20 protein-coding genes, 1 tRNA gene and 1 pseudogene are annotated in these 23,746 nt (G+C 61.0%); 11 read left to right on the top strand and 11 right to left on the bottom strand.

Translation table 11 applies throughout. The features are described 5' to 3' along the window. Positions 1-27: 27 nt before the first annotated feature. Positions 28-1,134: an acyltransferase family protein gene (locus ACIU1A_RS11020; RefSeq protein WP_404927288.1), complete on the bottom strand. Its 1,107-nt coding sequence runs from the start codon at positions 1,132-1,134 to the stop codon at positions 28-30. Between the two features lie 98 nt (positions 1,135-1,232). Further along, on the bottom strand, positions 1,233-2,546 hold the full coding sequence (gene rimO, locus ACIU1A_RS11015) for a 30S ribosomal protein S12 methylthiotransferase RimO (RefSeq protein WP_404927287.1): 1,314 nt from the start codon (positions 2,544-2,546) through the stop codon (positions 1,233-1,235). Positions 2,547-2,861: 315 nt separating this feature from the next. Between rimO and ACIU1A_RS11010 the strand changes: the two genes are divergently transcribed. Beyond that, entirely contained in the window at positions 2,862-3,287 is a 426-nt protein-coding gene (locus ACIU1A_RS11010; protein WP_140584412.1) for a hypothetical protein, read from the top strand. Between the two features lie 29 nt (positions 3,288-3,316). On the opposite strand, the gene ACIU1A_RS11005 is transcribed toward ACIU1A_RS11010, so the two are convergent. The 8 genes from ACIU1A_RS11005 to ACIU1A_RS10970 all read right to left on the bottom strand — a co-directional run bounded on the left by ACIU1A_RS11005 (position 3,317) and on the right by ACIU1A_RS10970 (position 12,395). Then, the gene (locus ACIU1A_RS11005) at positions 3,317-4,003 is read right to left on the bottom strand and encodes a TerC family protein (protein WP_404927286.1); all 687 of its coding nucleotides are present in this window, start codon (positions 4,001-4,003) and stop codon (positions 3,317-3,319) included. Positions 4,004-4,188: 185 nt separating this feature from the next. Next, positions 4,189-4,596 carry a DUF930 domain-containing protein gene (locus tag ACIU1A_RS11000; protein ID WP_140498595.1) on the bottom strand — a complete coding sequence of 136 codons (408 nt, stop codon included), beginning with the start codon at positions 4,594-4,596 and terminating at the stop codon, positions 4,189-4,191. Between the two features lie 44 nt (positions 4,597-4,640). After that, entirely contained in the window at positions 4,641-5,339 is a 699-nt protein-coding gene (locus ACIU1A_RS10995; protein WP_140674693.1) for a DUF2161 domain-containing phosphodiesterase, read from the bottom strand. Between the two features lie 47 nt (positions 5,340-5,386). Beyond that, positions 5,387-6,943, bottom strand: a complete 1,557-nt coding sequence (locus ACIU1A_RS10990) for an FAD-dependent monooxygenase (RefSeq protein ID WP_404927285.1) — start codon at positions 6,941-6,943, stop codon at positions 5,387-5,389. Positions 6,944-7,221: 278 nt separating this feature from the next. Beyond that, on the bottom strand, positions 7,222-8,355 hold the full coding sequence (locus tag ACIU1A_RS10985) for an acyltransferase (RefSeq protein WP_140669900.1): 1,134 nt from the start codon (positions 8,353-8,355) through the stop codon (positions 7,222-7,224). A gap of 465 nt (positions 8,356-8,820) precedes the next feature. Beyond that, positions 8,821-10,010, bottom strand: a protein-coding gene (locus tag ACIU1A_RS10980) for an IS3 family transposase (protein ID WP_404924977.1) whose coding sequence is annotated in 2 segments (ribosomal slippage) — positions 8,821-9,752 and positions 9,752-10,010 — 1,191 coding nt in all. Because the reading frame shifts where the segments join, the coding sequence is not laid out codon by codon here. Between the two features lie 42 nt (positions 10,011-10,052). Continuing rightward, on the bottom strand, positions 10,053-11,846 hold the full coding sequence (locus tag ACIU1A_RS10975) for an FkbM family methyltransferase (RefSeq protein ID WP_404927284.1): 1,794 nt from the start codon (positions 11,844-11,846) through the stop codon (positions 10,053-10,055). 459 nt (positions 11,847-12,305) lie between these two features. Beyond that, positions 12,306-12,395: transfer RNA gene (locus ACIU1A_RS10970), tRNA-Ser, on the bottom strand. A gap of 327 nt (positions 12,396-12,722) precedes the next feature. Between ACIU1A_RS10970 and ACIU1A_RS10965 the strand changes: the two genes are divergently transcribed. From ACIU1A_RS10965 to ACIU1A_RS10930, 8 genes are all read left to right on the top strand, one after another. Beyond that, positions 12,723-13,940, top strand: coding sequence for a septal ring lytic transglycosylase RlpA family protein (locus ACIU1A_RS10965; protein ID WP_404927283.1), 1,218 nt, complete (start codon positions 12,723-12,725; stop codon positions 13,938-13,940). An 83-nt stretch (positions 13,941-14,023) separates the two neighbouring features. Continuing rightward, entirely contained in the window at positions 14,024-15,190 is a 1,167-nt protein-coding gene (locus tag ACIU1A_RS10960) for a D-alanyl-D-alanine carboxypeptidase family protein (RefSeq protein WP_404927282.1), read from the top strand. A 184-nt stretch (positions 15,191-15,374) separates the two neighbouring features. Beyond that, a complete protein-coding gene (tmk, locus tag ACIU1A_RS10955) occupies positions 15,375-16,049 on the top strand; it encodes a dTMP kinase (protein ID WP_140561191.1) in 675 nt (224 codons plus the stop codon). Beyond that, the gene (locus ACIU1A_RS10950) at positions 16,046-17,101 is read left to right on the top strand and encodes a DNA polymerase III subunit delta' (RefSeq protein ID WP_404927281.1); all 1,056 of its coding nucleotides are present in this window, start codon (positions 16,046-16,048) and stop codon (positions 17,099-17,101) included. Before tmk ends, ACIU1A_RS10950 begins: the two co-directional genes overlap by 4 nt. Before the next feature lie 83 nt (positions 17,102-17,184). After that, positions 17,185-18,738: a methionine--tRNA ligase gene (gene metG / locus ACIU1A_RS10945; protein ID WP_404927280.1), complete on the top strand. Its 1,554-nt coding sequence runs from the start codon at positions 17,185-17,187 to the stop codon at positions 18,736-18,738. Then, complete coding sequence (locus ACIU1A_RS10940; protein ID WP_404927279.1) at positions 18,738-19,532, top strand: TatD family hydrolase; 795 nt, start codon at positions 18,738-18,740, stop codon at positions 19,530-19,532. The genes metG and ACIU1A_RS10940 overlap by 1 nt, the downstream gene beginning before the upstream one ends. Before the next feature lie 3 nt (positions 19,533-19,535). Continuing rightward, positions 19,536-20,357, top strand: coding sequence for an MBL fold metallo-hydrolase (locus ACIU1A_RS10935; protein ID WP_404927278.1), 822 nt, complete (start codon positions 19,536-19,538; stop codon positions 20,355-20,357). Positions 20,358-20,612: 255 nt separating this feature from the next. Beyond that, positions 20,613-21,098 carry a heme-binding protein gene (locus ACIU1A_RS10930; protein ID WP_140498580.1) on the top strand — a complete coding sequence of 162 codons (486 nt, stop codon included), beginning with the start codon at positions 20,613-20,615 and terminating at the stop codon, positions 21,096-21,098. A gap of 281 nt (positions 21,099-21,379) precedes the next feature. Here the strand turns inward: ACIU1A_RS10930 and ACIU1A_RS10925 are convergent, their stop codons facing one another. Further along, on the bottom strand, positions 21,380-21,868 hold the full coding sequence (locus ACIU1A_RS10925) for a RidA family protein (protein ID WP_404927277.1): 489 nt from the start codon (positions 21,866-21,868) through the stop codon (positions 21,380-21,382). A gap of 171 nt (positions 21,869-22,039) precedes the next feature. On the opposite strand from ACIU1A_RS10925, the gene ACIU1A_RS10920 reads away from it, so the two are divergent. Both ACIU1A_RS10920 and ACIU1A_RS10915 read left to right on the top strand, forming a co-directional pair. Next, positions 22,040-22,738 (top strand): TetR/AcrR family transcriptional regulator, encoded by a 699-nt coding sequence (locus ACIU1A_RS10920; RefSeq protein WP_404927276.1) that lies wholly within the window; start codon positions 22,040-22,042, stop codon positions 22,736-22,738. Positions 22,739-22,800: 62 nt separating this feature from the next. Then, positions 22,801-23,708, top strand: a pseudogene (locus tag ACIU1A_RS10915) (agmatinase). The last annotated feature ends 38 nt before the right edge of the window (positions 23,709-23,746 follow it).

Genomic DNA, 23,746 nt, shown 5'->3' with positions numbered 1-23,746 from the left:
GGGGAAGGGCGCCGCGAGGCGCCCTTCTCATTCGGCGGCTTGCGCTACCGCCGAGACATGGCGAAACCGCGCCAGACCGACGTGCACCATGAGGCTGAGCCGGACCTTGAACCAACGCTGCACCGGCCGCTCGAAATAGCGCCAGATCGCCCACGACACCAAAACCATGAGCGCCACACAGGTCCACGCTGCAACCCATTTGCCGGCCAGCGGCGACACGGCGTTGATGAAGAGATAGCCGGCATTCTGGTGAAGGAGATAAAGCGGGTAAGTCAGCCCGCCGAGAGCCAGCGTGAGCGGCGACGGTCTGATCCGGTCGCGCAGCAGGACAGCGCCGATCAGCGCCGCGTGCATCGCTAGGTTGGCGGCCACGAGATGGGCGGACGAGACCGCAATGCCATAATGCCCGATCATCCACTGTTGCGTCACCGATAGCGTATAGCTGGAGAGCACGAAGGCGGCCGCCAGCAACAGCAAGGCCGGCACTGAGCGACCATGCGCGTGGAGATGATGGACCAGCATGCCGGCGGCGAAGAACGGCCCGAACTCGGTGAGAAACAGAAGCCGCGCCGCGCCGCTGCCGAGGAAGAGTTCGTTGATGGCCGAGATCGCCAGCCAGCCGAGGATCAGCCCCAATTTCCATCGCTGGAAAACGCCGGCAATCAGGGCCAGCGTCACCCAGCCGTAGAAAACCACTTCAAGCACGACCGACCAGTAGACGCCGTCCATGAAAGGTTGGCCGACGGCCGGCGCGAACATTGTGAGATTGGCGAGATACTGGCTGAAGGAGGCTGGGAGCAGCCGCGTGCCGGAAAAGGCGATAACCGCGAAGCTTATCGTCATGCAGAGCAGAAAGCCCGGATATAGACGCGCGAAACGCGCGACGGCGAATTCTTCCCAGCCGCCGCCTTCCGCCGACCATGCGATGACGAAACCGCTGATCAGAAAGAAAAGATTGACGCCGAGATAGCCGTACAGAGCGAGTGGAGCGGCATGAGGATAGCCCGTCGTGAGAAAGCCGTCGGCAGCCGCGCCGCGGAAGAAATAGTGAAACAGCACAACGGCCAGCGCCGCCGCCAGCCTCAACAGGTCGAGCGTCGCGATATAATCCTGGCGGACAGGTCTGGGGTCCATCCTGAGTTCCTGCGTTTACGGTCCGGAAACCATAAGGCAGGCGGCGGCCAAACAGGGTAAATGGCCGGAACTATCGCGAAATGTGGTAAATCGCAGTCTCAGACGGCCGAGCCGTAGAGGTCATAGGCGTCGGCGCGATCGACCTTGACGGTGACGATGTCGCCGGCGCGCAGCGGGCGGCGCGACTGGATATGGACGAAGCCATCGATCTCCGGCGCATCGTATTTGGTGCGGCCCTTGGCCGATGTGCCATGCGCTTCGTCGATCAGCACCGGCAGGCGCTTGCCGACCTTCTTGGCCAATTGCGTCGCCGAGATCTTCTGCTGGCGTTGCATGAAGCGATGCCAGCGCGCCTCCTTGATTTCCTGCGGCACCTGCTCAAGGCCGAGTTCGTTGGAGCGCGCGCCCCGTACAGGTTCATATTTGAAGCAGCCGGCGCGATCGATCTTCGCTTCATCCAGCCAGTCGAGCAGCATCTCGAAATCCTCGTCGGTCTCGCCGGGAAAGCCGACGATGAAGGTCGAACGGATGGCGAGGTCCGGGCATACATCGCGCCAGCCGCGAATGCGCTCGAGCGTCTTTTCGCCATGTGCCGGCCGGCGCATGTTCTTCAATACCTGCGGCGAAGCATGCTGGAAGGGGATGTCGAGGTAGGGAAGGATTTTTCCCTCGGCCATCAGCGGGATGACGTCGGCCACGTGCGGGTAGGGGTAGACATAGTGCATGCGCACCCAGATGCCGAGCTTGCCCAGTTCCTCGGACAGATCGAGGAATTTCGCCCGCACCTCACGATCACCGAACATGCTGGCCTGGTATTTGATGTCGATGCCGTAGGCGCTTGTGTCCTGCGAGATGACGAGGAGTTCCTTGACGCCGGCCTTGGCCAGTTTCTCGGCTTCACGCAGCACATCGGCCGCCGGCCGCGAGACAAGGTCGCCGCGCAGCGCCGGGATGATGCAGAAGGTGCAGCGATTGTTGCAGCCTTCCGAAATCTTGAGATAGGCATAGTGGCGCGGCGTGAGCTTGACGCCTTGAGGCGGCAGCAGATCGATATAGGGATCATGGCTCGGCGGCGCCGCCTCGTGCACGGCCGCCATGACGCTCTCATAGGCCTGCGGACCGGTGATGGCGAGAACGTTGGGATGCTTCTCGCGAATGACATCGGGCTCGGCGCCCAGGCAGCCTGTGACGATGACCCTGCCGTTCTCTGAAAGCGCCGAACCAATGGCGTTGAGCGATTCATCGCGGGCGGAATCGAGGAAGCCGCAAGTGTTGACCACGACGAGATCGGCACCGTCATGCTTGCGCGCGATCTCATAGCCCTCGGCGCGCAGGCGCGTGATGATGCGTTCGGAATCCACCAGGGCTTTGGGGCATCCGAGACTGACGAAGCTGACGCGCGGGGCGGACATGGGCAAGGTTCCAATGGACATGAACCGGAAACGCTGATCCGGCTCGAAGTCTCGACATATAACGGTTTGCACGGCTCTGGCGGGAGCTCGATTCGGGCGGCGCAATAGCACGGCTCGCCCCATCAGGCAAACAGGCGAGCTCTGCGACGCCGGCGATCTCGTCGTGCAGATCGAAGCGAAGAAGCCGAAAGCCGTTGGTTCGTGGCTCTTACAAAAAGCGAATTGTCGGGTAATGGCAGCCAGTCAGCGCGACTTTCAGTGCTATGATTAGGACTCACTAATATGCTATAGGCAGAATGGTGAGGGGCTAGTCCCATGAGACAGTTGCTAGGACACATTGCATTGGCGTGGCTTGTGCTGCCCGGCGATGCGGACGCACACGGTTGGTATACGGGCAAGACCGATCCCGTTCTTCACTATGACTGCTGCGGAAACAAGGATTGCCGCCCCATCGATTCCAACGATGTCAGAATGACCAAAGACGGCTATTTTGTCAGGCTGCACCCTACCTACTTGAATGAGCCACAAGAAGCAGAGTGGTTTATCCCGAGAGAACGTGTCCAGGCTGCGCCCGATGATCGATACCACATCTGCGAGCGTCTAGTGACGTTTTATCGAACGATCATTCCCCATATGAAGTTTGATCCTTACCAGCGATATAGGTGGACATGCTTCTTCGCGCCGATGGGCACCGGTTCAATCCCAATTAGAATGAACCACTACGCTGCAATTTCAAACTGACCAACATCGGCGGGCGCGAGGGTTCCGGCTCAGTGGCCGCTCGACCCGAACCAGGGCGCCAGGAAAGCGAATTGGTCGGGAAACTGCTGCACGGCGCCATCGAGAAGCATCTTCACGGCGACGTAAAGGATGATCAGCAGGCCGATATAGGCGATCCAGCGGTATTTGTGCAGCAGGCGCGCGACGAAGGACGCGGCGAAGCCCATCAGCGCAATCGATAGAGCGAGGCCGATGATCAGCACCGTCGGATGGTTCATGGCCGCACCCGCGACGGCCAGGACATTGTCGAGCGACATCGAGACGTCGGCAATGACGATCTGCCACGCGGCCTGCGAGAAGGTCTTGCGCGGCGACTTGCCGGCGATGGTCCCATCCTTGTCGAAATCGCCATTCGACAGCACTTCGGTCGCGTCGCGCTCCTGCTCGTGGCTGACACCCAGCTCCCGCCACATCTTCCAGCATACCCAAAGCAGCAGCAGGCCGCCGGCGATGAGGAGCATGGGGCCAATTGTCAGCAGCCATTGCGTGATCAGGGCGAAGAAAATGCGAAGGACGGTGGCCGCGATGATGCCGACCAGAATGGCCCGTTTGCGCTGACTGGCCGGCAGGCCGGCCGCCGCAAGGCCGATGACGATGGCGTTGTCCCCAGCCAGCGCAAGATCGATCGCGATAACCTGAAAAAGGGCCGATAAGCCTGCGGCAGTAAATATTTCCATCGACCTGGAAGCCCTTGCCTGTTCGCCGAGTGTTCGTTGTCGATCACCCAGCCCGCCCTAAAGGCATGGTTCCTTGCCGTCAAGACATCGCTTCGGGCAACGCCGCAAAACCGCTTTCGTTGCAGCGGCGCCATTGAGGGGATTCGACAATCACGGGCAGACGAGCCGAAACGGCAATGAAAAACCTAATCGTAGAGATTGTATTTTGCCCAGTCGGTCTCCGGAATCTCGTCGCCGATGCGGTAGCGGAGCTGTAAGACCTCCATATGGTCCGGCGCCGTCTCGCACTTGAATTTCAGCCGGTACCATTGCCCCTTGCTGCGGAAGGCGGCTCCCGGGCTCTTGATAGCGTCGTCGCTCATGACGGGCGTGGCAAAGGCGTAAGCGACCACCCGATCCGCCTTGTACTTGCGGTCGTCATGGGTGATCCGGTCGAGAACTTCAGCGTCGCAGCGCTGTTCGAGGCGGGTTTGCGGGTCGAGTTTCAGGAGGCCTGCGCGCAAGGCGCTGTCCATGGCGTTGGCCGGAAAAGCCAGGGTCAAGAACGCCATGACCGTCGTGCAGAGTGTCTTCATGGGCGGGACAAGCAGCATATTTTGTCTGAAAAATCAACCAAAGGCCGGGCGTTGTCCCGCGCTCAGGCACTCGGCGCGTTCAAAATCCCGTGTCGGGATTCATCGTGCGATGGCTGCGGCCAACGCATCAGCGAGGCACGGCCGGCGTCGGTCAGATCATAGACGCCGCGGTCGACGCGCGCAAACCAGCCATAGACATTGTGCAGCAGGATTTTCGGCGCAAGCGGCGTCAGCGCCTTGAGATCGCGCGGGCGCTTGGGCCCGTCGGCCAATGCCGCGGCGCAGGCGAGGGCGCTTTGGCGGTACGCTGTCATGATGGGATTGCGCGATCCCCCGCCCGCGACAGGATCGCCGCGGCGCCGGCGGTGCTCGTCGACCAGCCGCGAGCGGCGCCGTGGGTTCTTGCGCGGCGCGACGGTGACCGGACTCAGGAGCACCTCGACCCGGTCGCTCGCCGTCACGCCGAGCAGGCCGAAGCCAAGCCGGCGGCAAAGATTGCGGAACCGGGCGTCGCTCTCGCGTCCCTTGCCCCTGGCCGACATGCGCGCGGCCAGCCACACCTCGTCGCAGGCGGTCGCGCGGTCGACGCCTTGCAGCACCAGTTCGAGATTGAACGCCAGCTTCAACTCGCAAATGACGACGATAGGCGGCTCCCCCTCACGCAGCGCGACGATGTCGCAGCCGCCGATCTCGCCCTTCACGGCAAAGTCCAGGCTTTCGAGAAACCGCTTCACCGGCGCGTAGAGGGAGGTTTCGTTCATAGGCTCAAGGCTTAGCCGATTCGGCACGAAAAGCCTCGGGACCAGGCCTACATGCCTTTCCGGGGTTCGCCGAACCATCGTGATGCGGCTTGAGCGGCTTCCTCCGGGTTGGGGTCATCCCCAGCGGCCCAGGCCACGAAGCCATCGGGGCGCACGAGCACGGCGCTCAGGCCCAGTTGATCCTTGGCCTTACCGGCGACGTAGGTGATCCGGTCGCCCCAGCGGCCTGCAAGCGCTTCAAGCGATGGGCGAGCGTCAAAGTCAAGGAACAGGCCCTTGCCCGGGCTGAGGAGTTCGCTGATTTTTCTTCCTTCGCTCAGCTCGAAATCGGGAACACTGCGCCCGACCAGCCGGTGGCCGCTGCCAGGATCGTAGCGAAGAGAAATACCCCATACCCGTTCGGCGAAGTATGTCGCGCCGTCGCGCGTGTCGATCAGGTCACGGATGATGGTTTCGAGCGCGCGCGTTGCCGGGCTTGGCCGCATGAGCGCGACCTGGGCGCGCGACCAGTCGAGGATTTGCGCCCCGACCGGATGGCGTTCGCTGACATAGCTGTCGAGCAGACCGTCCGGCGCGTCGCCGCGGATGGTGGCGGCCAGCTTCCAGCCAAGGTTCATCGCGTCGCCGAGCCCGAGGTTGAGACCCTGGCCGCCCAAGGGGGAATGGATATGCGCGGCGTCGCCGGCAAGCAGCACTCGTCCCTTGCGGTAGGTCGTTGCCTGATAGGCGCGATCCGTCCAGGTGGCGGCGAGTTTGAGGGCCGTCAGCGTGATGTCCGCGCCGGATACTCGGCGCAAAACCGCCTGCACGTGGTCGCAGGTGATTGGCCGGATTCGGTGGAAAGCCCCGCCATCGAACTCGACCATCGCGACGGTACCGGGTCTTTGATAAGTGTACATGCCGGTCGGCGTGTAGTGGCGGCCGGGCGTGAGCCCGTCCGGGTCGGCCATTTCGATCTGAACGGAATAGCCGGTGAATTCCGGATTGGTACCGACGAACGCGAAGCCGCTGGCCTTGCGCACCGTGCTGCGCCCGCCGTCACAGCCGATAAGCCAGCATCCGCGAAAAATCTCACCGCCGGCGCAAACGGTCACGCCTTCATGCGTCTGATCGAAATCCTCGACACCGAAGCCGCGCCTGATCTCGACTCCCATTGCGATTGCGCGCGCGGCCAAGACTGATTCGAGATGCGCCATTTCGACCGCGATTGCGGCGGTGGCCGAACCTGGCAGGCGGTAGGGCCATTTCGCGGCGTCGATGGCGTCGTGGAAGAACTGGATACCTGCGAAATGGCCGCCCGGACGGCGCGGTTGATTCAGCCAGTGCGCGCCAGTCGCAGCGCCACCGTTGCCCGTCCCATCCCTCGCACTTTGTGGAGCGACGATGTCGTCCAGCAGACCGCGACGGTAGAGGGCTTCGATGGTGGGCACCGAGAGGCCGCGCAGCCCGAACGGAAGCTGCTTCAACGGGGAGTGCGGATCTTCGGCTTGCTCCAGCACCAGCACCGAGAGGTCGGCGAGGCGCAACTCACAAGCGAGGAACAGGCCGACAGGGCCTGCACCAGCAATTATTACGTCATGGGAATCCAGATGGCGGTTGTGCATGAACTGCTCCTTTGTCGATGTTCGACCGGAGCGTTCCTCGGATTTGAGAACCACGGACGAACGATTGGACGCGAGAGAAGCGTCCGATGTTCGTCGTGGGGATCTCCTGCAGGAGGCCAAAGACCAGAGCTTTCGTTACCGAAAGGACTTGGGCTTACCAAACCAAGTCTGCCTTTTCCGACACCGGCTCTATAGCGTTGCGGTGAGCGATCCGCAACAGACGGGGTTGCGGCCGACGCCGAACGGAATCATGGCCGCTCAGGCTAGAACCGATAGGCCTATTCTGCTGGCGTCGGCACCGCTTGCGAGGCGGCCGGCAACTCAATGGGCGCCCTTGGGCGGCGCGCAAAGAGGCGCTGGCCGAGACGAATAAACGGTTGCTCCAAATATCGCTCACAATAGGCAGATATCGGGATGGCAATCCCCGCGATGATCACGGCAAAAATCAGCCCGAACACCGCGTAATGGTTCGCAACCCGCTCCGCGCCTATTGCACTCTCATAAAACGGGAACAAGGTTGCGCCGACGATTGGATGGATCAGGTAGAGGCCATAGCTGATTTTGCCGAGGAACTTGAGCGCGGGATGGTCAAGCAGGTGGCTCTCTTCCTTTCCATGGTAGAGGCTGGCGACTACCAGGAACGAAATTGCCAAGATCGCTATCAGCGCGGGCATTGACGACAACGGGAAATAGAACCGTATCGCCACCATGGCCGCAAGCCCGGCCAGAAACGTCCAGCCGGGCAATCTCTGCACATCATTGGGTTGGATGGCAGTTGGGATCAGCATGCCAAGCGCAAAGGACGGCAGCGCCACGGCCAGCCATATCGACGCAAATGGCGCACCGGTCAGCAGGCAAGTCGCGGCCCAAAACAGGAAGGCGATAAGCGCAATGTTGCCGATGAATGACCTGCACCATGCAACAAACAAGATCACAGGGACCATCAGCATTTCGGATTGGAGCGTCCATGTACCCCCGTTCACCGACGAGGTGATCAACAAGCAGTTTTCCAGGACCTGGCGCAATGTAAATGGAGCCGCCTGTCGCGCTGGCAATGTGACCAGGCTGATGACGCCAAAGGCAAGAACGGTAGCGATCATCGCGGGGTAGATCCGGAGGATTCTCCGGCCGGCAAACCGTATAACCGCTGCAAGATTGAATAAGGGCTCCCGCTGAAGCGAAGCTATCAATACCGCGCCGCTCAGGATGAAGAACAAATTGACCGCCATGCCCCCGCTGGCGATGGACATCAGCAAACGGCCGGGGACATCGCCTGTCGCGACGCCTGATAGCGGCGGATCGAGCACCCGCTGAACAAGACTGGTATTCATTTCATGGAAAGCATGGTGAAACACCACGCACAGCGAAGCGATACCGCGCAGGCTGTCCAGCCTGCTATTCCGCACTGCCATCAGAGTTCCCCAACCGGGCGGAGCCGCCGGTTCACCAGTACAAGAAGTAAGTATAGGTTGCAATTCCCCTCGTCACACTTGCCCCACCGCAGCTAGTCCCTAAATTTCATCGGCGCAGAGAGCGCGACCGTCGCTTCGCGGTGAGCGATCCGCAACAGACGAGGTTGCGGCCGGTGCCGAACGGAATCACGGGCGCTCAGGTTTCAACCGATGAAGCGCTGCCCGTTGCATTGTTCGATTCGTTCATCTCGTGGCAGTTTCGCTGTCGATCGGTTTGAAGAATGCCATTCCAGGGCGCCATTCCCGTGGCACAACCCTAAGGACTTCCTGACGGCGGATGGCTTTCATCTTTGAGACGCCGGCAGAGCCGCCTGCTCGACCGAGCGCGGACACTACGGAGACTCTCGAATGTTTAGCATTGCTCCTCCTGTTGCTTCTCAACCGTGGTGACGTTGCCCCCAAGTTTTATCCAATCCTGAGTTCGCTCCGGCGATCTATGTTGCCCTGTTGGGCGGTTTGAGCGACGGGCACAGGCGCGGAGCTGATCACGGTGCGCAGCGCTGTGTCCCGTCGCGGGGTGAAGGTGTGGGCGAACTCGAAGGGGGTCTGCCATCCGAGCCGCGAATGTGGGCGATTGAAGTTGTAATCTGTCCGCCAACTGGCCAAGACCGCGCGAGCCTGTGCCAATGAGGTGAACAGCGTCTCGTTCAGCAGTTCGTCACGGAGGCGACCGTTGAAGCTCTCGATGAAGCCGTTCTGCATTGGCTTGCCCGGCGCGATATAATGCCAGTCCACGCGGCTTGCATCGGCCCAGGCAAGGATCGCATTGCTGGTCAGTTCGCTGCCATTGTCACTGACCACCATCTTCGGCTTGCCGCGTTCGATCACGAGCCGATCGAGTTCGCGGGCAACCCTCACGCCGGACAGAGACGTATCCGCGACCAACCCCAGGCACTCGCGCGTGCAGTCGTCGACGACGGTCAATATCCGGAAGCGACGGCCATCGGTCAGCTGATCCGACACGAAGTCCAGTGACCAACGGTCGTTGGGTGCAACGGGGACCATCATCGGTGCCCGCGTTCCAATGGCTCGCTTGCGGCCGCCACGGCGCCGAACGGCAAGCCTCTCCTCGCGATAGAGCCGGAACAGACGCTTGTGATTGACCACATAACCTTCCCGCCGCAGCAGCACGTGCAGGCGGCGATAGCCGAAGCGCCGGCGCTCATGCGCGATCGCCTTCATCCGCTCCCGCAGGTCACCATCGTCGCCACGGCTCGCCTTGTGGCGAACCGTCATCCGACAGCAGCCGATGGTCTTGCACGCCCGCCGCTCGCTCATCTCGAATGCCGTTCGAAGATGCGCGACAGCCTCTCGCTCGGCAGCGGGCGTCACCATTTTTTTCCGAGAAGATCTTTCAAAGCGGCATTGTCGAGCATGGCGTCCGCCAGGAGCCGCTTCAGACGAGCGTTCTCATCCTCCAGCGTCTTCAGCCGCTTCGCTTCCGACACGTCCATGCCGCTATACTTCGCCTTCCATTTGTAGATGCTGGCGTCGCTGACCCCGTGCTTGCGGCACAGATCGGCCACCGAAACTCCGGCCTCATGCTCCTTCAAAATCCCGATGATCTGCTCTTCACTGAAACGGCTGCGCTTCATTCTCTGGTCCTCGCGTTGGGCCAGAGCGAACTTCAAACCGGATTAAGCCAAAGGGGCAACGTCAAATACAACATTGTTGTACTCACCATCCTTGACTCTGTCTGTGATGCGAAAACCTGTCCTCTCAGCTAATATTTCGGGCGATCGGCCGAGGAGAAATATCGTATGAAAACGCGTTATGGGATAAAGATATTCGTAGCAGGGAGACGAGTGTGCCATTTTCCCGCCTGGTGCGAGTACGCGCTGAAACTCGCGGAACTGAACGATTGGCTCCTTGAAATGTTCAATCACGTTGTTAGAAAAAATACCTGCAAGATCGCTCCCTAAGTCTGATCGATCCATTTTCACAAAAGGCGCTTCAGATGGCGCGTTGGGTTCAAAACTCCAAACATCATACCCGTCGGCACGTAATACTTGGGTTGTGTCGTTCCAGACTCCTGCACCCCAATTTACGTAGGTAGCTCCCCGGATGGGTCGAAGAGACTGGAAAGTTCTCTTTTCGTTTTCTCCAGTGTTCCCTTCACGATAGCGAGAATAGAGCAATCGATAGTCGAGATCGGTCATGGCCTCGTCGAGATCGAGAAACTTTTGACCGCCAAAGACGCAATCGCAATTTGGGCAGCGGTATCGCTCAAGCCGCCCCCCGTTGAAAATGCATTCTGATCTGAGAATCTCGAAGCCGTCTCTAAAGTCGTCATGATCGCAGACTAAACACTTTAACCGTCGCGACGGTAGCGCCAGGTCGTCAATTTTGTCGAGCGTGTGCCAGAACCCACGTATATGATGAGTTTCGACAAGTTCTACCTGTTCCTCAAGCTTCCTAACTCTTTCCTGCAAACCTTTCGCCACCGATTCGGGCGTGGTGTTAATTCCTTGGCTTGGAGTTGCCGGATCTGTCCGAACTCGTTCCGAGGAGCTGTCATTGGTTGCCTGCAAAGACGTCCCAATCACATCTGGTTTGCGTTTGGTTCGCTTTAGATGCCGAAGGTTTCGCAACACCTCCAAGGCCCTCCAGCCCCTGGAATTCGTCATCGTCTCTACAAGTTCTACGAGTTCTTTCTCGCGCTCCTTAAGCCACTTCGCTTCAGTGTTGAGTCGATCAACCTCGATCTGTTTGTCAGCGATTTCAGCACTTAGCTGCTCGACCTGATGTTGAGTTCCGCTATTTCCCGCCAATCGACGAAACGCCATGAGCGGTATCATGTCCGTTCGCACGAAATATGCGTTAGCAAAAGAGTGAATGTCATATTGGTAACCGAGTTCACCCATGACTATTCGAAGCTGATCAAACCCCACGTGACCAAACTCGATGCACATGACGTGGGGCAACACAGGGCTATTTCTCATTCCGGACAACACAGATAACTCATGACCCTCGACGTCGAGAACCATCAGGTCGACGTCCGTAATTTTTTGGGTCGAAATAAGTTCTTGCCAGCTTATGGCCCTGATCTTGATCTCCTCAAACGTACAACCGCCGGCTATTAGCGCTTCCTTGAAGACCGGGTCGTGATCGACCGATCCAATCGTTGTATCTCGCCCGTAGACTGGATGAGTGACGCTTTGGAAATTCAACACGCCTGTCTTGTCGGACATGCCGACGTTGATGTTTTTACTGTTGGGACGATTAACGACCAATTTATCGTATATCCACGGAACCGGTTCAAGGTTGTAGCCCTGCCATCCCATCGTTTCTTCAAAGAAACGACAGGAACATTCGGTCTGCCCGTCAAAAGCCCCGCATTCAATAAATACGCCCTTAATGTCGGGGTCGGGGAAATAGCGCTCGAAAATGAAACGATCGACAGGAACCTCGAATTGTCCGTAGAATTTCATTCTTAGTCTCACTTCCGAAGAATCTGAAGGATATTGCGGGCAGTTGATTCCTTAATTGCACGCGGGCTCATTAGGCGACGCGATTAATGCCGAATTCACGACGATTGGCATCACCCTGAACAACGCTTCGTAACGGGTCCGGAGATCCCCTTGCAAGTGCGATTACTCCGGTCAAGTGCGTCGCGGCTCGGCATCCATTGCAGGGGCATTATGACGAGCGGCACACGGCCTCACATTTAATGGCCGGCGCCAAACAGGAGGCGGGGTTGGGGTGGGTACCTGATGAGCGCCGGCCGTGCAGCCTTGGGTGCCTTCCCATCCGTTTCGCTGTTCACATCAACCATCCGAAGCAATGCTAATAAGTTGGGTATTTTCGGTGGTAGCCGCCCTCATTATTCGCAGGAGTTAGGCGCCAAGAGGAAAACAAAAACGACGCTATTTCCATTCGATAGCAAAAAATGGCGGAGGGAGTGGGATTCGAACCCACGGTGAACTTGCGCCCACGCCGGTTTTCAAGACCGGTGCCTTAAACCGCTCGGCCATCCCTCCAGCGACATCTCTTCGCCAACGTCACCCGATCAGATATTCGAGCTTGGCGGCGAATGAAGAGAGCCATCTCGCTGATGCTCTAGTGTGCCCGGCAAAGACCTGTCAACCGGCATGCGCGGACCGCATGTTTCCCGGCAGCCGACGCCGGGCAGGGTGGCGTCACAATCTGCCCGGTTCCGGCCACAATCGATTAATAGCGTGATAAACAATTCCTGCGCACAAAGGACAGGGGGTTCGAGGCGTCGTTGGTCTTGGTCAGGTAAGCTTTGGCTCCTGCGACGTCCAAGCCGCGGCGTTTTTGGTCGAGACTGTAGGGGACATCAGGAAATGCAGACTACGGTGCGCCCGCGTCTACGCCGTGCTTGCGCTTTCGCGCTATTCACCATGTCGGCAGCCTTGCTTCCCGCCTGCGCGTCGCAGCCTGAACCAAAAGGGATGGTCCACAAGAAGATCCGTTCCAAGGAATATTTCGCCGAAACCGAATATGGCGTGAAGGCCAGCCCTCGCGTCGCCTTCATGCGGCGTGGCGGCGGCCGCGACCAGCTTGGTAAACCCTACCAGGTTCGCGGCAAGTGGTACTATCCGAAGGAAGACAAGCACTATGCCAAGGTCGGCCTGGCGTCGTGGTACGGCGATGCCTTTCATGGACGGCTGACCGCCAACGGCGAAGTCTACGACATGAGCCATCTGACGGCGGCGCACCCGACCATGCCCCTGCCGAGCTACGCCCGCGTCACCAATCTCAAGACCGGCAGTTCGGTCATCGTGCGCGTCAATGACCGCGGTCCCTACCACCAGGGCCGCATCATCGATGTCTCGGAACGCGCCGCCCAGATGCTCGACTATGCCAATGTCGGTACGGCCGAGGTGAAGGTGGAATATGTTGGCCGCGCACCGCTCGACGGCAATGACGACCAGTATCTGATGGCCTCCTATCATCCAGGCAACAGGATACCGGATCCATCGGACGGCCTGCCGACCGGCGTCATGGTGGCCATGAACGGACCGTCGCCCAGCCTGCCGGTGGGCGCTGCCGCCGTGCCGTTCCCAGGCCAGTTGACGAATTCCGATATGGTTCCGCAAGGGCAGGTGCCGGCACAATCGCCGGCGTTGGGTGACCTGGCGCTGCCCGACTTCGGTCCGATCGTGCCGGAGCGTCCGGATATCGGCCTGCCGCCGCAATCGCCGTTTTCGGTGGCCTCGCTCTCCTATGCCGACGAGCGCGTGCGGAGCGCCGATGTCTTTGCCGCACTTGACGACGATGGCATGTCGCCCGCCGACATCCTGCGCTCATGGAAGAGCGCCAATCCCCAGGCGCCATCGCCGGCCTATGTCGCGGCCGGCACCTTCGATGACGCCACCGAGGCAAAACGCGTGGCGGCCGCGCTCGAGCCCTTCGGCAGGATCGAGATCCAGCGGTCCGAATTCGACGGCAAGGACTGGTATGCGGTGAACCTCTATCCGGACGGCCATGGCGGCGTCGACGATCTGCTGCAGGCGGCCTGGTCGCACGGTGCGCCGGACGCTCTGGCCGTGCGCAACTGATCTATTTTTCCGGCACGGTTGATCCTGCGGAAAAAACCCTGATAGCTTGGCTGCGCCAGAACCGGCAAACGGGTCGAGATTTCATGCAGTTGCGCGTCTTTCCGCCTTTGGCCGGATTTCTGGGATTGGCCCTGCTGCTGTTTTGTATCGCACCCGCCAGCGCGCAGCTTTTCGAGACCAAGGCAGCCCAGGCCTTCATGATCGACGCCGAGACTGGAACGGTGTTGTTTTCCAAGGACGCCGACAAGCCGATACAGCCGGCCTCGATGGCCAAGCTGATGACGATGGAAGTGGTGTTCAACGCCGTCAAGTCTGGACGCCTGACCCTCGACGACACGTTCGTGGTGAGTGAAAACGCCTGGCGCAAGGGCGGCGCCCCTTCGGGAACGTCGACGATGTTTGCCAAGCTCAAATCGGCGGTCCGGGTCGAGGACCTGATCCAGGGCGTGACGGTGCAGGCGGCCAATGACGGCTGTATCGTGCTGGCCGAAGGCATCGCCGGGTCCGAGGACAATTTTGCCGCGCAGATGACCGAACGCGCCCGCCAGATCGGCCTGACCAAATCGACTTTCGTCAATTCGACCGGGCTGCCGGCGGACGGCCAGCAGACGAGCGTGCGCGAGCTGGCAATGCTGGCCTTGCATCTGTGGCGCGACTATCCGGACCTCTATCGCTACTACGGCCTGAAGGACTTTACCTGGAACAAGATTTCGCAGAGGAACCGCAACCCGCTGCTGGCGATGGACATCGGCGCCGACGGCTTGGCGGTCGGCAGCAGTGAGGTGTCCGGCTTTGGCATAGTCGGCTCGGTCAGCCGCAATGGCGCGCGGGTGATCGCGGCGATGAGCGGGCTCGCCAGCGACAAGGAACGCGCCGAGGAGGCGCGCAAGCTGCTCGACTGGGGTTCCCGTTCCTTCGAGAAGACGCAAATCTTCGCCAAGGACGAGGTGGTGGGCCAAGCTCAGGTTTTCGGCGGCATTAAAGCCGGCGTGACGCTGAAGGCGAAAGGGCCGATCGCCATCTTCCTGCCGGTAGCCAACCGCGACAAACTGACGGCGAGCATCGTCTATGACGGACCGGTTGCCGCACCTGTGGAGGAGGGGCAGCCGGTAGGCGTGCTGCGGGTCTGGATCGGCGATACGCTGAGCCAGGAGACGCCGCTGTTCGCCGCCGAATCGATCGGCATCGGCACGCTGCCGCAACGCGCCCTCGACGCCGTCAAGGAACTGGCCGTCGGCTGGCTCCGCTAAAGCGCGTCGCGCTGAACCGGATTCACGCTATGCGCTTTGGCGTCTTTGTTTATGCATGTCGTTCTCTCAAAGCCGAGGTCACTTTTGAGCGGCATGCGATAACGCCGGCGGCATGGACGTTTTCCCGAACGCGGACTATCTAGAGCGCTAGAATCCATTCAAATAAGGGACAAAGGCCTTTCGATTGGCACGCGGATTTTTCATCACCTTCGAAGGCGGCGAAGGAGCAGGCAAGTCGACGCAGATCGAGCGGCTGGCGGGAAAGATGCGCGCCAAGAAGTACGACGTCCTCGTCACCCGGGAACCGGGCGGCTCGCCGGGCGCGGAAGCGGTCCGGCATGTGCTGCTCTCGGGCGCCGCCGAGCCGTTCGGGCCGAAGATGGAAGCGCTGCTTTTCGCGGCGGCGCGCTCCGACCATGTCGAGCAGGTCATCCGCCCGGCGGTCGAGCGCGGCTCCATTGTCCTATGCGACCGCTTCCTGGATTCCTCGCGCGTCTACCAGGGCGTCACCGGCGGCCTCGACCCGGTGTTCATGGAGACGCTGGAGCAGGTCGCCATCAATGGCATGATGCCCGACATGACGCTGATCTTCGACATCGATCCCACGGAAGGCCTGAGACGCGCAACAGTGCGTCGCGGCGCCGGCGCCGGCCCCGATCGCTTCGAAAAGGAAACGCTTGCCATCCACCAGGCGCGCCGCGAGGCGTTCCTGGCGATCGCCGCGGCCGAGCCGGAGCGCTGCGTTGTGATCGACGCATCCGCCGCTCCCGACGCGGTAGAAAATGTCGTCACCGCCACGGTGTTCGCGGCGCTGGAGGCGAGGGCGCCCATGCGCAACAGACAGACCGCACCCGCATGATCTTCGAACGCATCGCGCCGGAACAGCATGACACGCTGGACGGCGTCCCTGAACCGTCCGAAACGCCACGCCTGGTCGGGCACGGGCAGGCCGCCGCCATGCTCGCCGCCGCCTATCGCGCTGGAAAGCTGCCGCACGCGCTGATCTTCACCGGACCGCTCGGCATCGGCAAGGCGACGCTCGCGTTCCATCTGGCGCATCATCTCCTGAAGCATCCGGCCTTCGAGCAGGCGCCGGAGACGCTCGCCGTTCCCGATCCGGCGTCCTCGCTGTTTCGCCAGATCGCCACTGGCGCGCATCCCGGCGTGCTGCACCTGACGCGGCCGCTGAACGACAAGACCAAGAGCTTCAAGACGGTCGTCACCGTCGACGAGATCCGCAAGGTCAATCGCTTCCTGTCGCTGACTTCGCATGACGGCAGCTACCGGGTGGTGATCGTCGACCCGGCCGACGACATGAACACCAATGCAGCCAATGCCTTGCTGAAGAATCTTGAGGAGCCGCCGGCGCGAACGCTGTTCATCCTCATCGTCCATGCGCCGGGCAGCCTGCTGCCGACGATCCGCTCGCGCTGCCAATTGGTGCGGCTGTCGCCGCTCGATATCGACGAACTGATGGCGGTGCTGGAAACCGCCGAGCCGCCGCCGCCGGGCGATCCGGCGGCGCGGGCAGCGCTGGCCACGCGGGCGGGCGGCAGCGCCCGCAATGCGATCCTTCTGACGCAGTATGGCGGACTGGAGATCGCCGAGACGCTGGATGCCCTGGTGAGCGCCGGCAAGAGCGACATCGCCGGCGCCTATCGCCTTGCCGAGGTGGTGGCCGGGCGCGACCAGGCGATCCAGTTCGATATATTCAACTGCCGCGCGCTCGACCTGTTGTCCGATGCGGCGAGCCGGGCGGCGCTGGCCGGCGACCTCGCACGAGCCAAAACGCTGTCGGACACTTGGCATGAGGCGCTGGACGCTATATCTGAGACCGATACCTACAATCTCGACAAGAAGCAGCACGCCTTGACCATGATCGACCGCCTGAAGTCTGCAATGCGAATGTGATGGTTCCCTCGGGATGGCAATCGCCGCCCCGATGCGATATCCACCGCCACGCCTTCCATTCAGACATTCATGACGGTTCATTCATGTCACGCGATACATACTACGTCACGACCGCGATCTCTTACCCCAATGGCAAGCCGCATATCGGCCATGCCTACGAATTGATCGCCACCGATGCGCTGGCCCGCTTTCAGCGGCTCGACGGCAAGCAGGTCTTCTTTCTCACCGGCACCGACGAACACGGCATCAAGATGCTGCAGACGGCGAAGAAGGAAGACATTTCTGCGCGCGAACTGGCCGACCGCAATTCGGCTGAGTTCAAGCGCATGGCGACCGCGCTCAACGCCTCCAACGACGATTTCATCCGCACCACCGAAGAGCGGCACTACGTGGCCTCTCAGGCGATCTGGAAGGCGATGGCTGCCAATGGAGACATCTACAAGGGCGGCTATGCCGGCTGGTACTCGGTGCGTGACGAAGCTTATTACGGCGAGGAGGAAACCGAGGTTCGTCCCGACAATATCCGCTATGGCCCGCAAGGAACGCCGGTCGAATGGGTCGAGGAGGAAAGCTATTTCTTCCGGCTTTCGGCCTATCAGGACAAACTGCTGGCGCTCTACGAGGGCCAGCCGGATTTCATCGGCCCGGCCGAGCGGCGCAACGAAGTGATGAGCTTCGTCAGATCGGGACTGAAAGACCTGTCGATCTCGCGCACGACGTTCGACTGGGGCGTGCCGGTGCCCGGCGACGAGAAGCACGTGATGTATGTCTGGGTCGACGCGCTGACAAACTACATTACCGGCGTCGGCTATTCCGATGAAAACGCAGATAATTGGAAATTCTGGCCGGCCGATGCGCACATCATCGGCAAGGACATCGTGCGTTTCCACGCCGTCTACTGGCCGGCCTTCCTGATGTCGGCAGGCATTCCGCTGCCGAAGCGCGTCTTTGGCCACGGCTTCCTGTTCAACCGCGGCGAGAAGATGTCGAAATCGGTCGGCAACGTCATCGACCCCTTCACCATGATAGAGCACTACGGGCTCGACCAGGTGCGCTATTTCTTCCTGCGCGAGGTGCCGTTCGGCCAGGACGGCAGCTACAGCCACGAAGCGATCGTCAACCGCACCAATGCCGACCTCGCCAACGGCATCGGCAATCTGGCGCAGCGCTCACTGTCGATGATCGCCAAGAACTGCGGCGGCGTGGTGCCGACGCGCGGCGAGCTGACGGATGCCGACAAGGCAATCCTCGATCAGGCGGCGGCAGCTCTTGCCGCCGCGCGTAAGGTAATGGCCGAGCAGGGCATCCATCTGGCGCTGGCATCGATCTTCGGCGTGGTGGCCGAAGCCGACCGGTATTTCGCCGGACAGGAACCCTGGGCGCTGAAGAAGACCAACCCCGAGCGCATGCAAACGGTGCTATGGACAACGGCCGAAGTGGTCCGGCGCGTGGCGATTATGTGCCAACCCTTTATTCCAGGATCGGCCGCGAAGCTCCTTGACCTGCTGGCGGTGCCGGCAGACGAGCGCGATTTCGTGCATCTCCACGCCGACCATGCGCTTGTGCCGGGCAGAGCGTTGCCTGTGCCAGAAGGCGTGTTTCCGCGTTATGTCGATCAGCCGGAAGCGAACGGCTGATGCTCGTCGACAGCCACTGCCATCTGGATTTTCCGGACTTCGCCGAGGAGCGGGCGGCCATCGTCGCCCGCGCCCTGGCTGCCGGGATCGGCCGCATGGTGACGATCTCGACGCGCGTGAAGCGATTTCAGCAAATACTTGAAATCGCAGATGCTTTCGACGAAGTGTACTGCTCCGTCGGAACCCATCCGCACAATGCCGCCGAAGAGCTTGACGTGACGACGGCGGATCTCGTGCGCCTGTCCGTTCATCCAAAGGTGGTGGCGATCGGCGAGGCCGGGCTCGACTATTTCTATGACAAGGCGCCCCGCGATGCGCAGGCGCTGGGTTTGCGCAACCACATCGCCGCGGCCCGCGAGACGCGCCTGCCGCTGGTCATCCATTCGCGCGATGCCGACGACGACATGGCTCATATCCTGGAGGAAGAAACGGGGAAGGGCGCCTTCCCGTTTATCCTGCACTGTTTTTCGTCGGGACGCAGGCTGGCCGAGGTTGGCGTCTCGCTGGGCGGCTATGTTTCGTTTTCCGGCATCCTGACCTTCAAGAATTCGCCCGAAATACGCGCCATAGCCGCCGACCTGCCGCACGACCGGCTGCTGGTGGAGACCGATGCGCCATATCTCGCGCCGATCCCATTTCGCGGCAAGCGCAACGAACCCGCTTATGTCGCGCACACGGCCAGGGTTCTCGCCGAGACGATCGGCGTCAGCGAAGGTGAAATCGCAGCTTTGACGACCGATAATTTCTTCCGGCTGTTCGGCAAGATGCCGCGCCCCGCCGAGCAAAGCGCCTGAACGATGACAGACCGGCTGCGCCTCACCATTCTCGGCTGCGGCTCGTCACCGGGCACGCCGCGCATCACCGGCGACTGGGGCAATTGCGATCCGCAAAATCCGAAAAATCGGCGCATGCGCACGGCAGCCCTTGTCGAGCGGATTGCCGAGAGCGGCGCCCGCACCACCGTCGTCATCGACACAGGACCGGATTTCCGCCAGCAGATGCTGATGGCCTCCGTCAAACGCATCGATGCCGTCGTCTACACCCATCCACATGCCGACCACATCCACGGCATCGACGACCTGCGCGGCTTCGTGCTCGACCAGCGGCAGCGGATCGATATCCATGCCGACCAGCCAACGATGCTGCGGCTGCGCCAGGCCTTCGGCTACTGTTTCGAGACGCCGCCAGGCAGTTCCTATCCGCCGATCGTCGACGCCCATATCATCGATCACGCAAAGCCCGTCGTGATCGAAGGCGAGGGCGGTGCCCTCACCCTCGAGCCGCTGCCGCAGGTCCATGGCGACATCATATCGCTCGGCTTCCGTATCGGCGGACTAGCCTATTGCCCCGACATCAGCGATTTTCCGGCTGCCACTGCCGAACGACTGCGTAATCTCGATGTCCTGATCATCGACGCGCTGCAGTACAGGACGCACCCGAGCCATCTGTCGCTCGGCGAGGCGCTTGAGTGGATCGAGCGGCTGGCCCCGAAACAGGCTGTGCTGACCCATATGCATGGGCCGCTGGACTACGCTACCGTGATGGCTGAGACTCCGGCAAATGTCGAGCCGGCATTTGATGGCATGGCGCTTGAAATTCCTTATAGATCAGACAGATAGAATATTCTCTTCATAGCCGGTGGCATTGATCGCCTGGCCATGAGCCGCGATTACAGGTCCGATGTCGAGATCTTGCACTTGGCTGTCGCTGTAAGATTTGCAAAAATGCCAAAAGAGGATTGCATTGTCAGGCCGGTGGATGCTTGTCGATCTGCATTGCAGGCCTGACAGGCAGTCTATGTGATGGCTTCCTAAAATATACATTGAGAGCAAGAGGCGCTAACCTTTGCCCGTTAGTTGGAAAGGAGAGGCCCGATGATTCGCAAACTCATACTTACAGTGACGCTTCTTGCTCCTATCGCTGCCACAGCGCAGGAATTGCCAACCGCCCCTTACTTGCCGCTTGAGCGGGCAACCAAGGCAGCACAAGCCGCGCTGGAGGCTTGCGCTGCCGAAGGCAGCAATGTCAGCGTCGCCATCGTGGCGCGGAGCGGCGCGACGCAAGTGCTGCTCAAGGCCGACAATTCCGGCGCACACACCGCATCCAGCGCCGAAGGCAAGGCCTTCACCGCGGCAGCCTTGGGTCGCGACACTGCGGGGCTCGCCGAATTCATAGCCTCCAAGCCGGCAAATGACGGCATGCGTGACATGGATCCTCGCATGGTGATCCAGGCTGGCGGCTTGCCGGTCAAGTTCGGCGATGCCCTGGTGGCCGGCATTGGCGTCGGCGGTGCTCCTTCGGGCGATATCGACGCCAAATGCGCCGCCGCCGGGCTCAAGGCGATCGGCGCCGCCGAGTAAACTTGCCTAGGATGTGCCAACGCAGCCCGCCAAAGGCGGGCTGCTCCGTTGAACGGGGTTCAGTGAACCTGTCTCCACACCCGAACCGGCCGACGTGCAAGATCGCATTCGCTGGCAACCGACGGCCGATTCAGAGACCGGAGCTGAAGGCTTAGTTCCATAATCTATCTTATGCGACTTATGGGCACCAAATCGCCGCAAGAGGCGCAATATGCCAGCCGCATTCGGTGGCGGTGCGGCCGGTCATCTTCAATCTGCTGTCTGGCAGCCCCTGCTCGCCGCTATTCCAGAACGACGACGGCTTCCACTTCGAAGAGCATGGGGTCAATTGCAAGCTTGGGAACGGGAACAAGGGTCTGCGCCGGCAGCGCTTCGCCGAACATCTGCTTGACGTTCTTGGTCAGCACCTCAAGTTTGGACATATCGTGGTCGACCACGAAGACCGTGAGTTTGGCGACCTGATCCGGCCTGGCACCGAGCGCATCGATGGCAGCGCGCAAATTGGCGTAGGCCTGCTCGACCTGGACAGCGAAGTCGGGCGATAAAGCCCCCGTGTTGTCTTGACCGCCCTGTCCGGAGATGTAGGCCACACGGCCTCCGCGGGGCACGATCACCGCCGTGCTGTAGCCATTCGGCGACGGGTCGTAGAGGTTTTTCGGATTGACGATGGTCAGCTTGAGATCATTCTCATTCGCTGTGGTCGCAGTGGGAACTGCCATAGACATGATGATTAACCCTCCGATAAGCAGACGTTTGATTCCGCGCGACATGATTTTCTCTTGGCTCTGCGGCTTGCGAGCAACCTGCCCTCGCGACCGGCATGAGTGAACGTTAGACCTGCATCGCCCATACAACTGGTACGACGTACGAGTCAATCGTGCAGGATCGACATTGGTCGCGTTGCCGGCCAAAATCGACGTCCTGACCAGCGAGGAAAACGGATGGTAGCCAAACGCAACGGCGTCCGGAGCAACCGGTCTCAACGGACAAATATGCAGTCCGAGATCGTGCAGAAAGCGCGCAGTGAGCCAGCTCTCTGCCTGGAACGTATCGGGGCGACTGCGGTAGAATTGCTGGACGCTCAAGGAGTCGGCGGATTGACAATGCGTCGGCTTGCCGATCGCCTCGGCTCGGGCGTAATGAGCTTATATTGGCACGTGAGCAACAAGGAAGATGTCTTTGATCTGGCACTTAATTCTGTGCTCGAATATCATAGGCCGCCTCAAGCAGTAGAGTCTCAAGACTGGCGCGGAGAAATCGTTCATATGCTCGAAGATTGGCGCGCCAGCATGCTTCGCCATCCTTGGTCGGCATCGCTGTTGCCGCGCCGGGCGCTCGGCCCGAACATCCTCAGTCGCCTGGAACTGCTGGGCAAGATCTTGTCCAGAGCCGGTGTGGCGGACGCGGATTTGAACGTCGCGATCTGGTCGCTCTGGAACTATGTGATGGGCGCCACCATCACCCGGGCGAGCTTCGACCTATCGGGTGACGACCAAGCCTCCGCGCAGCAGCGCCTTGCCGGTCTCAGCGAACGCTTTCCGACGATCGAACGCTCCCGTCTGCTATTGGATAACGACTGGGATGGCGCATTTCAGAAGGGCCTCGACTTCCTGCTCGATGGCCTCGTACCGAAACATTGAACACTTCTTCAAAAAGCTGCTTATCGAGCTTCAGCGGAACTCACCATCAGGACCTTCAAGAAATGACCGCCGCTTCCTTTCTCGGCTTTCCCGATCGCCTCGCCGACGGCCGCCTGCCCTGTGCGGTGATCTTCGGAGTCGGCCACGGCAGTACTTATCCCGGCAAGGACAGCAGCGGCTATGCTTTGGCCGCCGAGGCTATCCGCGCCGCGAGCCAGGATGATGCCGGCCTCGTCGAGCATTGGGATTTCGATCTCGGCGGCCCGCTGTTCGACGGCAGGCCGGTCTGCTGCATCGACGCCGGCGACATCGAGACCATCATGCATGACAATGCCGGCAACCGGGCTCGCATCGAGGCGAAGACGCGCGAAGTCCTGGCATTGCCGGCCGTGCCGATCCTGCTCGGCGGCGACTGTTCGGTGACCATGCCCTTCGTCGCCGGCTTCGCGGTCCACGGGCCGATCTGGATCCTGCAGATCGACGCCCATATCGACTGGCGCGACGAGGTCGATGGCGAGCGCCATGGCTATTCGAGCCCGATGCGCCGGGCGAGCGAGATGCCGCATGTCGCCGGCATGGTGCAAGTCGGGTTGCGCAGCGTCGGCAGCGCGGGCCTCGCCGACATCGAAGCGGCGCGGCGCTATGGCAGCCGCTTCGTGACCGCCCGCGAGGTCCATGCCCAAGGCGTCGAAGCCGCTCTGCGGCATATTCCGGAAGGCGCGCGGGTCGTCGTCAGCCTCGACTGCGACAGCCTTGACCCCAATATCATGCCGGGCGTGGCGGCGCGCACCCCCGGCGGCCTCACCTACACGCAGGTGATCGACCTGATCGCAGGCCTCGGCAGGCGAGCCACGATCGCGGGATCGACCTCGTCGAGTTGCGTCCTCCCGCCGATATCGACGGCCTGTCGGCCCTGACCGCCGCACGGCTCGTCGTCAATGCGATCGGCACCATCGTCCGGCAGGTCTGACAACCCGCCCCTATCTTTGCCGCGGAGATCTGCTCAGC

The organism is Mesorhizobium maamorense (assembly GCF_044998965.1).
In the GTDB taxonomy this organism is placed as follows: Bacteria; Pseudomonadota; Alphaproteobacteria; order Rhizobiales; family Rhizobiaceae; genus Mesorhizobium.
The sequence above is the reverse complement of the archived record's forward strand: the minus strand, read 5'-3'. Positions and strand labels throughout refer to the sequence as shown.

Excerpts from the sequence above, each read along its gene's own strand:
- ACIU1A_RS10930 (WP_140498580.1), top strand. The coding sequence starts at position 20,613 with ATGATTCGCAAACTCATACTTACAGTGACGCTTCTTGCTCCTATCGCT.
- ACIU1A_RS10975 (WP_404927284.1), bottom strand. The coding sequence starts at position 11,846 with ATGAAATTCTACGGACAATTCGAGGTTCCTGTCGATCGTTTCATTTTC.
- ACIU1A_RS11000 (WP_140498595.1), bottom strand. The coding sequence starts at position 4,596 with ATGCTGCTTGTCCCGCCCATGAAGACACTCTGCACGACGGTCATGGCG.
- ACIU1A_RS10940 (WP_404927279.1), top strand. The coding sequence starts at position 18,738 with ATGCTCGTCGACAGCCACTGCCATCTGGATTTTCCGGACTTCGCCGAG.
- ACIU1A_RS10990 (WP_404927285.1), bottom strand. The coding sequence starts at position 6,943 with ATGCACAACCGCCATCTGGATTCCCATGACGTAATAATTGCTGGTGCA.
- ACIU1A_RS10995 (WP_140674693.1), bottom strand. The coding sequence starts at position 5,339 with ATGAACGAAACCTCCCTCTACGCGCCGGTGAAGCGGTTTCTCGAAAGC.
- ACIU1A_RS11010 (WP_140584412.1), top strand. The coding sequence starts at position 2,862 with ATGAGACAGTTGCTAGGACACATTGCATTGGCGTGGCTTGTGCTGCCC.
- metG (WP_404927280.1), top strand. The coding sequence starts at position 17,185 with ATGTCACGCGATACATACTACGTCACGACCGCGATCTCTTACCCCAAT.
- ACIU1A_RS10950 (WP_404927281.1), top strand. The coding sequence starts at position 16,046 with ATGATCTTCGAACGCATCGCGCCGGAACAGCATGACACGCTGGACGGC.
- ACIU1A_RS11020 (WP_404927288.1), bottom strand. The coding sequence starts at position 1,134 with ATGGACCCCAGACCTGTCCGCCAGGATTATATCGCGACGCTCGACCTG.
- ACIU1A_RS10985 (WP_140669900.1), bottom strand. The coding sequence starts at position 8,355 with ATGGCAGTGCGGAATAGCAGGCTGGACAGCCTGCGCGGTATCGCTTCG.
- rimO (WP_404927287.1), bottom strand. The coding sequence starts at position 2,546 with ATGTCCGCCCCGCGCGTCAGCTTCGTCAGTCTCGGATGCCCCAAAGCC.
- ACIU1A_RS10935 (WP_404927278.1), top strand. The coding sequence starts at position 19,536 with ATGACAGACCGGCTGCGCCTCACCATTCTCGGCTGCGGCTCGTCACCG.
- ACIU1A_RS10960 (WP_404927282.1), top strand. The coding sequence starts at position 14,024 with ATGCAGTTGCGCGTCTTTCCGCCTTTGGCCGGATTTCTGGGATTGGCC.
- ACIU1A_RS10965 (WP_404927283.1), top strand. The coding sequence starts at position 12,723 with ATGCAGACTACGGTGCGCCCGCGTCTACGCCGTGCTTGCGCTTTCGCG.
- ACIU1A_RS11005 (WP_404927286.1), bottom strand. The coding sequence starts at position 4,003 with ATGGAAATATTTACTGCCGCAGGCTTATCGGCCCTTTTTCAGGTTATC.
- ACIU1A_RS10925 (WP_404927277.1), bottom strand. The coding sequence starts at position 21,868 with ATGTCGCGCGGAATCAAACGTCTGCTTATCGGAGGGTTAATCATCATG.
- ACIU1A_RS10920 (WP_404927276.1), top strand. The coding sequence starts at position 22,040 with ATGGTAGCCAAACGCAACGGCGTCCGGAGCAACCGGTCTCAACGGACA.